Annotated in this window: 6 protein-coding genes and 3 pseudogenes; 4 read left to right on the forward strand and 5 right to left on the reverse strand. The window is 46.9% G+C overall.

All coding sequences use genetic code 11. The features are described 5' to 3' along the window. Window positions 1-129: 129 nt before the first annotated feature. Window positions 130-546 (reverse strand): hypothetical protein, encoded by a 417-nt coding sequence (locus EGY08_RS00765; RefSeq protein WP_196530244.1) that lies wholly within the window; start codon window positions 544-546, stop codon window positions 130-132. A 41-nt stretch (window positions 547-587) separates the two neighbouring features. On the opposite strand from EGY08_RS00765, the pseudogene EGY08_RS00770 reads away from it, so the two are divergent. Beyond that, window positions 588-1,283, forward strand: a pseudogene (locus EGY08_RS00770) (IS1-like element IS1A family transposase). A gap of 774 nt (window positions 1,284-2,057) precedes the next feature. On the opposite strand, the pseudogene EGY08_RS00775 reads toward EGY08_RS00770, so the two are convergent. The 3 genes and pseudogenes from EGY08_RS00775 to sopA form a co-directional block, all read right to left on the reverse strand. After that, window positions 2,058-3,177 (reverse strand): annotated as a pseudogene (locus EGY08_RS00775) (IS3 family transposase). Window positions 3,178-4,219: 1,042 nt separating this feature from the next. Further along, window positions 4,220-5,191 (reverse strand): ParB/RepB/Spo0J family plasmid partition protein, encoded by a 972-nt coding sequence (locus tag EGY08_RS00785; RefSeq protein ID WP_004182039.1) that lies wholly within the window; start codon window positions 5,189-5,191, stop codon window positions 4,220-4,222. After that, window positions 5,191-6,357 (reverse strand): plasmid-partitioning protein SopA, encoded by a 1,167-nt coding sequence (sopA, locus tag EGY08_RS00790; RefSeq protein ID WP_004182032.1) that lies wholly within the window; start codon window positions 6,355-6,357, stop codon window positions 5,191-5,193. The genes EGY08_RS00785 and sopA overlap by 1 nt, the downstream gene beginning before the upstream one ends. Window positions 6,358-7,108: 751 nt before the next feature. On the opposite strand from sopA, the gene EGY08_RS00795 reads away from it, so the two are divergent. After that, window positions 7,109-8,119 (forward strand): RepB family plasmid replication initiator protein, encoded by a 1,011-nt coding sequence (locus EGY08_RS00795; protein ID WP_064352019.1) that lies wholly within the window; start codon window positions 7,109-7,111, stop codon window positions 8,117-8,119. Between the two features lie 717 nt (window positions 8,120-8,836). Here the strand turns inward: EGY08_RS00795 and EGY08_RS00800 are convergent. Beyond that, window positions 8,837-9,577 (reverse strand): tyrosine-type recombinase/integrase, encoded by a 741-nt coding sequence (locus EGY08_RS00800; protein ID WP_001515717.1) that lies wholly within the window; start codon window positions 9,575-9,577, stop codon window positions 8,837-8,839. 1,143 nt (window positions 9,578-10,720) lie between these two features. Here EGY08_RS00800 and EGY08_RS00805 point away from each other — a divergent pair. Continuing rightward, a pseudogene (locus EGY08_RS00805) lies at window positions 10,721-11,116 on the forward strand (GAF domain-containing protein); the annotation flags it as partial. 902 nt (window positions 11,117-12,018) lie between these two features. After that, a complete protein-coding gene (locus EGY08_RS00810) occupies window positions 12,019-12,966 on the forward strand; it encodes a sensor domain-containing diguanylate cyclase (RefSeq protein WP_022064516.1) in 948 nt (315 codons plus the stop codon). Window positions 12,967-12,989: the final 23 nt, after the last annotated feature.

Raw genomic sequence — 12,989 nt, forward strand, 5'->3', positions numbered from 1 at the left:
CCTCACTCCCACTCTATTATCAACTGCCTATATATCATATTAATTTACTTAGATTAAATATCAAATAAAATATCAATGCCATGACTAATGCCATATCTAAAAAATATGAACACAGGGTACATCTCCTGCTTATCTCACGCAGCCTAGAAACAGCATTACGATCCGATAAGCTGGCTCATAGCAAGACAGTACCCTCGGGTCGGGGTCTACTTCGCCGTGTAGTAGGGCGTTTCGCATAGCGTAGATCGTTTCAATCAATCCCGACAATAGCTCTTCAGGGGAGCACTGAAACTCCATCGCCCCGACTTGCAGGCGATCGGCTCCACCACGCAGTAGGTCGCGCATCGGGCGCGGGTTGCAGCCGTCATAGAGCTGCCGCAGCGTCGTTTGCTGGGCTTTAGAGAGGTTCGCAGTAAAGTCTGCATGGCCATAGATCGTGTTCGGCTCATAATGCACCTGAACGTGCTGGAATTTCACGTTTCCATTGCGAACTGAGGTGACGGTGATCTGGATGTTTCCGCCCGCGATCTTCGGTGATGCTGCCAACTTACTGATTTAGTGTATGATGGTGTTTTTGAGGTGCTCCAGTGGCTTCTGTTTCTATCAGCTGTCCCTCCTGTTCAGCTACTGACGGGGTGGTGCGTAACGGCAAAAGCACCGCCGGACATCAGCGCTATCTCTGCTCTCACTGCCGTAAAACATGGCAACTGCAGTTCACTTACACCGCTTCTCAACCCGGTACGCACCAGAAAATCATTGATATGGCCATGAATGGTGTTGGATGCCGGGCAACCGCCCGCATTATGGGCGTTGGCCTCAACACGATTTTACGTCACTTAAAAAACTCAGGCCGCAGTCGGTAACCTCGCGCATACAGCCGGGCAGTGACGTCATCGTCTGCGCGGAAATGGACGAACAGTGGGGCTATGTCGGGGCTAAATCGCGCCAGCGCTGGCTGTTTTACGCGTATGACAGGCTCCGGAAGACGGTTTGCGCACGTATTCGGTGAACGCACTATGCCGACGCTGGGGCGTCTTATGAGCCTGCTGTCACCCTTTGACGTGGTGATATGGATGACGGATGGCTGGCCGCTGTATGAATCCCGCCTGAAGGGAAAGCTGCACGTAATCAGCAAGCGATATACGCAGCGAATTGAGCGGCATAACCTGAATCTGAGGCAGCACCTGGCACGGCTGGGACGGAAGTCGCTGTCGTTCTCAAAATCGGTGGAGCTGCATGACAAAGTCATCGGGCATTATCTGAACATAAAACACTATCAATAAGTTGGAGTCATTACCCTCAGAACCATTGTTAAAGCGGTACTGGGTAGATTTGAAGTCAATATCAGACCCCTCACTCTTATAACGCAGCATATTTAACAATTTGTCCATTTCAGTTCTCTTGCTTAGGTTTCATTAACATATTTTAAATAAGCCACTGTCTGAGTGATTGTGTCTGGTACGCAGAACAAACAGGACCTTCATTCAGTTGCTCCACTCAAACTGTGATTAGCTACTTCCGCTTTTTTCACAAAGCGGACGATATCCCGTTAAAGCGCTTGCATATACTGTAAAACAAAATTCAATACCCGGTAAAAGAAAGCTTGGCTTCCAGCCAGTAATATGAGGTCCTGTTTGCTTGTTGTACTGTCCCCTCATCCGTAGACAAATTTCATCCTCGCAGAGAGGCCTATTAGAAAGTCTTCGGGCTTAATCCATAGAGGAAGTTGTGGCGTCAGATATGATTGCAGGGCACTTCAATGTAATCAAATATATCCTGCCGGGCCATGGCCCGGGCTTGATATATTCACTTCCTTACACGCACTTATATGAGTAAACAAGAAACGATGCTGCCTTAGCATTATCCCAGCAATTGCTACTTTAGACATGCTTTAGCTCTAACATTGGAACAATACTACTCTTTTGTACCTTTGCCGATGTCGGCATGGTACTCACCTTCACAAATTCAATGACAGCCATATGGTAATTTTTTACTAATTTTTGGCGCGCCATTATGAAGTTAGTCGAGTGACCTGCCCCCAGGATTAGATACAACCGTCAGTTAGTAAGGTCGGTTTGTTTACCTTCACATTTTCCATTTCGCCACCGTGCTGCAAACTCTGATGGCGTCTGATAATTCAGTGCTGAATGTGGACGACACTCGTTATAATCCTGCCGCCAGTCATTAATGATTTTCCTTGCGTGAACGATATCGCTGAACCAGTGCTCATTCAGGCATTCATCGCGAAATCGTCCGTTAAAGCTCTCAATAAATCCGTTCTGCGTTGGCTTCCCGGCTGGATTAAGCGCAACTCAACACCATGCTCAAAGGCCCATTGATCCAGTGCACGGCAAGTGAACTCCGGCCCCTGGTCAGTTCTTATCGTCGCCGGATAGCCTCGAAACAGTGCAATGCTGTCCAGAATACGCGAGACCTGAACGCCTGAAATCCCAAAGGCAACAGTGACCGTCAGGCATTCCTTTGTGAAATCATCGACGCAGGTAAGACACTTGATCCTGCGACCGGTGGAAAGTGCGTCCATGACGAAATCCATCGACCAGGTCAGATTGGGCGCCGCCGGACGGAGCAGCGGCAGACGTTCTGTTGCCAGCACTTTACGACGTCTTCTGCGTTTTACGCCCAGGCCACTGAGGTGATAAAGCCGGTACACGCGCTTATGATTAACATGAAGCCCTTCACGGCGCAGCAACTGCCAAATACGACGGTAGCCAAAACGCCTGCGCTCCAGTGCCAGCTCAGTGATGCGCCCTGATAAATGCGCATCAGCAGCCGGACGGTGAGCCTCATAGCGGCAGGTCGACAGGGATAAACCTGTAAGCCTGCAGGCACGACGTTGCGACATACCGGTCGCATCACACATCAGCATCACGGCTTCCCGCTTCTGGTCTGTCGTCAGTACTTTCGCCCAAGAGCCACCTGAAGCGCCTCTTTATCCAGCATGGCTTCGGCAAGCAGCTTCTTGAGTCTGGCGTTCTCTTCCTCAAGCGACTTCAGGCGCTTAACTTCAGGCACCTCCATACCGCCATACTTCTTACGCCAGGTGTAAAACGTGGCATCGGAAATGGCATGCTTGCGGCAGAGTTCACGGGCGGGTACCCCAGCTTCGGCTTCGCGGAGAATACTGATGATCTGTTCGTCGGAAAAACGCTTCTTCATGGGGATGTCCTCATGTGGCTTATGAAGACATTACTAACATCGGGGTGTACTAATCAACGGGGAGCAGGTCACGAGCTATATATTGGCAATGTGAGAGTCAAGAGGCTGGATTTACATCATAAGTCTTTCAAGAAGCTACCCACATGTATATCCCCGTCACTGTGGATAAACAATCTATTGAGTCTTATTCATCTGCATAACCTGTGATAAGTAATGTCTCTGAAATCCCCAGATCATACAGTGTGACGAAATGCATGATGTGGCTATGCTGATGACGGAATGATGTTATTCACCCTGGGTTGTGAAAATAGCCTGGATTGGTTACTTGCCGGACGAAGGTCTGAACAGCGCGTAGCGGCAGCAATTGACCTTTAAAAACTGGAGGAGATTAAACCGAATACACTGCGAAATTTGACAAATTGTACTCAGTATACTCGGCTCTAATCCCGATCCATTACTATTCAATCGCCAGATATTTCAGTTCTGCTGCAAGATTATTCCGCTCTTCGTGATGCAATCATGTCAAAAATCAGTTCGTCATTGACATCAATGCAACCATGGTCCCAGGCTGATAACCTGACCAACGATGCAGGTGGGACCGTGGTCCCAGGCTGGAAACCTAAACAATGATGCAGGTGGGACCGTGGTCCCAGGCAGCTAAGCTGACCGACGACGCAGGTGGGACCGTGGTCCCAGAAAGATAACCTGACCGACGATGCAGGTGGGACCGTGGTCCCAGGCAGCTAAGCTGACCGACGATGCAGGTGGGACCGTGGTCCCAGAAAGATAACCTGACCGACGATGCAGGTGGGACCGTGGTCCCAGAAAGATAACCTGACCGACGACGCAGGTGGGACCGTGGTCCCAGGCAGCTAAGCTGACCGACGACGCAGGTGGGACCGTGGTCCCAGAAAGATAACCTGACCGACGATGCAGGTGGGACCGTGATCTCAGAGAGAATATTTAGGCCAGTTATGTTTTCTGGCCTGTGAGAAAGGAAATGAAGTAAAGGGAGATAACCGTAGACTAAAGCGTGTCCGCATCAGACTCCTGGTTTCTCAAGCTCCTTAAGAATGGCTTCTATTTTCTCTATACACTCCACAGGAATGCGGGACCTATCCAGATTAAGCACCATTTTATCGCCCTTATACAATGCTGTTGCCCCTGGAGCAAACTGATGACGTGAGCTCAGATTAACCCTTGGAGAGGGAGATTGTTTCAGTACGGATGTTAAAAGACTAATGACCTCTTCAGCTTCAAAGATTAGTCCCGCTTTCTTCTGATCGTGGAGAGTCTCAGCCTGCTGCTTCAGTAATTCTTCTTTATCTGCAAAAGCCTTCTGAAGGGCTTCACCTGACCGGGCAGACAGTTCTCCAGGATGTGCAAACAGGGCAACAACGGATTTAGGCAGTTTGGCCGTATTAATACAGCGGGTAATGATCTTACGAGAGATGTTTTCCGCATCGGCAAGCGCAGAAATATTTCCTGCAAACTCATTCTGCAGCCGGCTTGTATAACGCAGGCCACGTTCATAAGCACTCGTCGGCCGATAATCGTTACCCAGTCGGGACAATGCAGCCATCTGCTCATCGTCCAGTTCACCAACCAGAACGCGATAATCACTTTCCGTCAGGATTGCGGCTTTACGGCGACGGCTGCCGTCTGCAATTTCTATGACATCAGAAACCCGGCGGCCGAAAGCTGGAGTCTGCTGACCGGTCAGTAAAAATGAAGGAATGAGATCATCCAGAGCATCTTCGGTAAGTAGTTCCTGATCGCGCTCATTGCCTGACCATACGCGTGAAGCGCTCTCAACAGAGTCTCCCCGGAGCACCTCAAGGGTAAATTTTACTTCCCGTCCACATACCGGAAGAGAGATAGCATTACCTCGGGCCATAGCACCCACGCGCGCAATTAATGAATCCACCATAGGTGCGGCTGGCGCCGGTGATGAAGTATCTTCAGTCGATTGAGTATGTGTGGTATGTCTTGGAATGACAGGAGCACGCTTCATTATCTAATCTCCCAGCGTGGTTTAATCAGACGATCAAAAATCTCATTGCAAACAGGTTCCCATATAGAGAGGGCATTACGCCAGGCGCCAGTTGAAGAACGTTGATCAATAGCCTGTTCAAAAACGGTTCTCATACGGATCTGACCTTTACCGACTTCATCCGTTTCGCGCACAACATTTTTAAGGACCATGCTTCCCCAGGCATCCCGAATTTGTTCTTCCATCCACGGGGACTGCGAGCCGTTATTATTACTGTATTTAGTAAGCAGAATACGGACATCTGGCTCAAAGCCTTTAAGATCCACGTTCTTAAGCAGGTCACGCAGCATATCGAAAAACTGCAGTGCGGAGGTGTAGTCAAAAAGCTCTGCCGGAGTAGGGACAATCAGTACATCAGCAGCGCATACAACATTTATCGTACCGATACCAAGGTTGGGTGCACTGTCGATAACTATCACGTCATAATCATGAGCGATAGTTTCAATGGCCAGACGGAGCATCAGGTGCGGGTCAGCAGGTAATTTGCCTTCGTCAAATTTCCCCATCAGCTCGGTTTCAATGCGGTGCAGTGCCAGACAGGACGGGATGATATCAAGGCCAGGCCAGCAGGTGGGCTTTATAGCGTAGCTGGCGTCATCCTTTTCCCCAAGATAAAAGGGCAGGAGAGTGTCCTCAGCATGAATATGAAGATCGGGCACCCATCCGTGATACATAGAAGCAGTTCCCTGTGGGTCATTGCCTTCAACAAGCAGAACACGGAGTCCTTTCAGAGCAAGATCCTGAGCCAGGTGAACGGATACTGAGGTTTTGTAAACACCACCTTTGTGAGCAGCAACACCAATCACCGGCGGAAACGCATCTTCAGCACGGCGCAGTCGTGTACCAAATACATCCCGCATGTGATTGATTTGCTCGATGGTATAACCAACGCGTTGCTCAACTCTCCCACGGGTTTCCATATCAGGGTGCGGCAGCCGGCCAGCTTTCTCGGCATCCCTGATAGCCTGAGATGACACGCCAACTAAATCAGCTGCTTCACCAATCCTCCAGCGCCGGGTTATTTTCCGGGCTTCCGGACTGTCATCATTAAACTGCGCAATGGCGATTGCTTTCGTCATTTCATGACCAGCACTTATGCACTGGTTGAGTGTATCCATGAGTCCCATACTGAACATCCTTTAATCTTCACTTTGCATTATTTTATTAAATCTTGGAATTTATTGCAAAGCAACAATAAAAACGCAAAGTGCACGAAAAAGTGCAAAGTGAACCGCATTGGGTGATGCAAAGAACGCAGGGGATTACAAAAGAGTACATACCGCAGTCAATATTAATCACTGCCGCTCGCCGCAGTAAGCGATCTCACGGAGTGAGAAAGCGGCGAGGAAGCGGAAAATCACAGAATTCACAGATTGCACGTACGTCGGGTTGCTAAAGATGGCTCTGGATAAGCCAGTTATAATGAAATTGACTGCGGTATGTAATATATTGACTATGGTATGATGCTTACCGCATCTGTGTCGAGAAAGAGGAAAGACGACTCAGCATACCGCAGTCAATGTTTCATTGTTGTACCTGTAGATCTCAATCTTCCAGAGCGTATTCAGGAAAATCAGGCCAGGGTTCTGGATATCTGGTATGGCGCTTCCGGCCTTGTATCTGGGTTATTCATGGTCTCGATCCAATAATTGATCCCAAGGAGATCATAGTGAGATCCAAAAGAGATCCCCGGATCGCTCCAGCATGCGCTGTAACTGGCTTTAACGTCTGTCTGGATCGACTGCGGAATGTAAAATGTTGACTGTTATATGCATAATCTAATACTGTGATATGCAACGGTATTTACAGAGGTATGTATATCCGTTGACTGCGATACGTATTACTACATCCTTTTGTGGATAACCGTTGAGGATCAAGATGACGAGCGAAAATAACAGCTTACTTCTGAACCTTCAGGAAGTTGATAAGACAACCGGCGAAGTTGTTAAGCTGGATGTCAACAGCACCAGTACCGTGCAGCCAGTAGCGCTCATGAGACTCGGTCTCTTCGTCCCAACTCTGAAATCAACAGGGAAGAGCAAGGCGAACCGGAAAAACGTTACAGACGCGACTGAGGAGCTTGTACAGCTGTCCATTGCCAAAAGCGAAGGGTACATTGACGTTAAGATCACCGGTTCGCGTCTTGATATGGACACGGATTTTAAAGTCTGGCTGGGGATAATTCGCTCCATGTCGGAGTATGGGGTAAAAAGTGACACCCTGGAACTGTCGTTCGTCGAATTCGTTAAGATGTGCGGATTTGACTCCCGTCGTTCAAACAAAAAAATGCGCGATCGCATCAGTAATTCCCTGTTTAAACTCGCCTCGGTTACGTTGAAGTTCCAGAGCGAGACCAAAGGATGGACCACCCATCTGGTGCAGTCAGCCTATTATGACATCAACGAGGATATCGTTGAGATCAAGGCTGAACCTAAGCTGTTTGAGCTTTACCACATGGACAGAAGGGTACTGCTGCGGCTGAAAGCCATTGACGCCCTGCAGCGCAAGGAATCAGCCCAGGCGCTTTATACCTACATCGAAAGTCTTCCCCAGAATCCTGCACCTATTTCCATGAAACGGATGCGTGAGCGGCTGAATCTCACCTCAAATGTCTATACGCAGAACCACACGGTGCGTAAGGCGATGGAGCAGCTGCGGGATATTGGTTATCTGGATTACACCGAGTTTAAACGTGGCCGAGCCACCTATTTCAGCGTGCATTATCGCAACCCCAAACTCATCAGTGCCCCTGTGAAGGTTCCGCGCAATGAGGAAGAAGAGAAGGCGCCAGAGCAAAATTATGACGAAGTCATTAAGGCGCTGAAGGCTGCGGGCATCGATCCTCTTAAACTGGCTGAAGCCCTCTCAGCGATGAAGCCAGAAAATTGACTGCGATATGCATATCATGACTGCCGTATGCCGCTAAGGACATTCCATTGACTGTGATATGCATCACGCATACCGCAGTCAATATTTATTCTCTATCATGTCTGCCCGGATCGAACAATATTGACTGTAATATGTGATTTCGGGTCTTGATACGCAGATATTGACTACGGCATGCGGGTTTAACGGGGGTATTCCCTGGTCTGTTCACTATTTCATGGGTGATAACATGCCACAGTCAATTTTTCAGTAAAGCTCTATACCCCTTACGAAGATCTCAATCGGATGCTGAGACGGTCATGTTACCTGATGGTATCCGTTCCCCTGTGTACTGCAGATTTAGCCCGGCAGGATGAGACTGCAGCTGTTTGTATAACCCGGCGCCAGCTTCACGCTGCTAAATGCGATCAGGAAACGGGAGCCGGATGGCAGAAAAATGTGGGCCACAGATGGTCAATGACTGTCGCAGTTAACGGGATGATTCGCTGAGCTTTCAGGAAATAACGCACCGTGGGATGCACGGCCAGAATGCCTGCATTGTGCCCTGTCTTGTCTGCGGTATGTTGATGCCTGCAGGATTGCAGCTCACCGGGAAAGACTACGGCGGTTCAGTCATCAGCATGATGGACTGGTGTGCTGGAGCAGGGAGGGGGCTGAATGCGCTCTGCTCCTGTATTCCGTATTAGCGGAATACAGGACGTCATGCCAGGCGTGCCAATCTCAGCCGGCCGGGGGCAGGGAGCGAAGGATCTCCGCGGCATCGCGACCGTCACCGGTAAAGGGAACGGCCAGGGTGGCAGCCATGTCCAGCGCAAATACCCGGGTATAGACTTCCATCGAGCGCGGATCCTTATGCCCGGCCAGTGCCTGGATGACCTTCCTGGGCTGCCGGTGATAAAGCATGTGCATAATATAGCTGTGGCGGAAAGTATGCGGCGTCACGGGGATCGAAAAATGCACGCCGTCAGCTTCAGCCCGCTTCACCGCCTGTTTCAGCCAGTTGCGCATTGTCTCATCCGTGACCGGCCATAACGGCTCACGCCGGCGGGGGCGGGTGGTGACCATCCAGCTTTCCATCTGACGCACAAAACTGGCATCCGTCAGCGGCACCAGTCGCACTTCATCTTTTGGTGGCCGCCCGCGCCGCGCGCGCACTTTCTCCGACAGCACCCTAACAAACGGGCGCAGACCATCCAGGTCGAACGATTCCGGGGTGAGCGTCCGGGCTTCACCGATACGGATCCCGGTATTCCACATGGTGGCGAACAACATGTGGTGACGCTGGTCAGGCATATACCAGAGGAGGGCGCTCACTTCCGGCGCCAGGAGGTAAGCCGGCGTGGCACCTGTTGAGGTGGCCATCCGCCGGAGTGCCACCGCGGTCGCAAAATCAACGCCCGGGGCGATCGGCAGCAGGGAGACGCGTTCTGGTGAATTCTGCAGGGGAATGATGCTGTTCATGAGTTATTTTTCACGTAGCGCACGCACTGTTTATGGATACAGGTATTTTGCACCTGACGGGCCGATCCTGCCATGACAATAAATCGCAGCGCGCGGATCCTTTTGTTGTCTTATCCCGCATTATTGCGGGTAAAACCAAATACGTAAAGGATCCTTTTTTTGCTCAGATCCTCCATGAAGCCAGTCATGACGCGGGTTGATGGCTGTTTTACGGTTTTTGGGAGAATTGGAGTAATGCCAGGATGTACATGTTAGGCAGGAAAAAGAAGAGAAGAGAGCGCTACGCGATTTCCGGCCTGGTACACCCCTGTAACCTTGCGGGATTTCGCGTAACGCTTTCATAAGTTTACAACAGAAGAGAAAAGATATTTGCTGAAAAATGAAGTCCGTAAGTTAAATAAAAAATCATGATCCGTCCGGCACTATGTACTTAGCTGTCGTTTAGGTCTTAGGTGTTTTTGCTAAATTACGATGGTATCCCTTGTCAGAGTAATCTGGCTTGTCCTGCACATCTTCAGGTGACAATTCAGTGCAATTTCAGGGGTTAATCCTTTTGTCGTCTGCAGAATCTATCTATAAACGGGCTGTTTGTTGGTTCGCCAGAAGGAAAAAATTTAGCGTCGCGCAGATTCAGGCTGTGTTGAACTTTTCTGTTCTGTATCAACAGTTCCTGTCTTAAGCTGATACAATATACCCTCAGTAGAAAATATTGGATAAGGAAACTATGCACCTTCCTGGACAATTTTCTTGAGCCTTTCATGCCGTTTCGTCTTGTTCAGATTCAGAACTGCCATACGTTTCTTCAGCCACTGGTTTTCATAAGAAACCATGAAGATCAAGCATTAATGTCTTTACATTCATTTGAACAGATGCGCTTTAATTGTGCCACAAAAAATAAGTCATTGTAAGTTATGGCGATTTTTAATATACAAATCATTATGCATTCTGAATACATGGAAGTGTATAATGAGCGCTTCAGGTCACAGATGATTAGATGTAACAGTTCACTATTCATCATGATGTATTGGAAACTTGTTAAGTTTTATATGATTATGAGATATTGGGATTATTGAGTTCCAGGACAATTCTGATAAGATAGCGATAACCAACACTACCCTGCAATAACCACTCAAGATGAAAATTATGACAAACCATAAAGAAGAGAACAGGTTATTATCATTATATTCTATGGGGATCCTTGATACAAAATCTGAAGAACGATTTGACAGATTGACGAGGATTGCCACCAAACTCTTTGATGTACCAATAGCACTTGTTTCATTAATTGATAGAGACAGGCAATGGTTTAAGTCATGTTATGGGCTGAAGATAAAAGAGACAGATAGAAGTGATTCATTTTGTACAATAGCAGTAGATCTTAGTGAACCATTAATAGTGCCCGATGCAAGCCTTGATCCAAGATTCAAAGAAAATAAATTAGTTAAAAATGATCCTTATATCCGGTTTTATGCAGGGCATCCCGTAAGACTGCCAGATGGTGAGATAGCTGGAACAATATGTATTATTGGAGTAATGCCAGGATGTACATGTTAGGCAGGAAAAAGAAGAGAAGAGAGCGCTACGCGATTTCCGGCCTGGTACACCCCTGTAACCTTGCGGGATTTCGCGTAACGCTTTCATAAGTTTACAACAGAAGAGAAAAGATATTTGCTGAAAAATGAAGTCCGTAAGTTAAATAAAAAATCATGATCCGTCCGGCACTATGTACTTAGCTGTCGTTTAGGTCTTAGGTGTTTTTGCTAAATTACGATGGTATCCCTTGTCAGAGTAATCTGGCTTGTCCTGCACATCTTCAGGTGACAATTCAGTGCAATTTCAGGGGTTAATCCTTTTGTCGTCTGCAGAATCTATCTATAAACGGGCTGTTTGTTGGTTCGCCAGAAGGAAAAAATTTAGCGTCGCGCAGATTCAGGCTGTGTTGAACTTTTCTGTTCTGTATCAACAGTTCCTGTCTTAAGCTGATACAATATACCCTCAGTAGAAAATATTGGATAAGGAAACTATGCACCTTCCTGGACAATTTTCTTGAGCCTTTCATGCCGTTTCGTCTTGTTCAGATTCAGAACTGCCATACGTTTCTTCAGCCACTGGTTTTCATAAGAAACCATGAAGATCAAGCATTAATGTCTTTACATTCATTTGAACAGATGCGCTTTAATTGTGCCACAAAAATAAGTCATTGTAAGTTATGGCGATTTTTAATATACAAATCATTATGCATTCTGAATACATGGAAGTGTATAATGAGCGCTTCAGGTCACAGATGATTAGATGTAACAGTTCACTATTCATCATGATGTATTGGAAACTTGTTAAGTTTTATATGATTATGAGATATTGGGATTATTGAGTTCCAGGACAATTCTGATAAGATAGCGATAACCAACACTACCCTGCAATAACCACTCAAGATGAAAATTATGACAAACCATAAAGAAGAGAACAGGTTATTATCATTATATTCTATGGGGATCCTTGATACAAAATCTGAAGAACGATTTGACAGATTGACGAGGATTGCCACCAAACTCTTTGATGTACCAATAGCACTTGTTTCATTAATTGATAGAGACAGGCAATGGTTTAAGTCATGTTATGGGCTGAAGATAAAAGAGACAGATAGAAGTGATTCATTTTGTACAATAGCAGTAGATCTTAGTGAACCATTAATAGTGCCCGATGCAAGCCTTGATCCAAGATTCAAAGAAAATAAATTAGTTAAAAATGATCCTTATATCCGGTTTTATGCAGGGCATCCCGTAAGACTGCCAGATGGTGAGATAGCTGGAACAATATGTATTATTGATACAGAACCAAGAGTATTAACCAGAGATGACTTCTTATTGCTTAAAGATTTAGCAGAAATCGTAGAGGATGAGTTTAGAATAATAAACGAAGCAACTACTGATCCTTTGACAGGTATATGTAACCGGCGTTCTTTCGCCCTAATGACGGATGAATCGTTAAGAAAAGCCAAAAAAAAGAAAAAAACATTCTGTGTTCTGATCATAGATCTCGATAATTTTAAACCAATCAATGATAACTTCGGTCATTCAGAAGGTAATGAAGTACTTTGCAATTTTGCAGATATGCTGGAAGATCTTAGTAGTTCAAAAAGCGTTGTTGCAAGATTAGGAGGTGATGAATTTGGTGTTCTATTACCCGAGTCAACCTATAAAGAAGCAGAAGAATTCCTTCATAAATTGAGGGCCGGGATTACCAGCTACAATCTTAATTCTCAAAAAAAATACAACATAGATTTTTCTGCAGGGATTATTGAATATGATGAGAAAATTCATACTGAACGCTCTGCTATCATGCAGGATGCAGACGAAAGAATGTATGAAATTAAAAAGGGAAAACGATAGTATATGAAAAAATAGGGCATACA

This window comes from Klebsiella sp. FDAARGOS_511 (assembly GCF_003812845.1).
In the GTDB taxonomy this organism is placed as follows: Bacteria; Pseudomonadota; Gammaproteobacteria; order Enterobacterales; family Enterobacteriaceae; genus Klebsiella; species Klebsiella grimontii.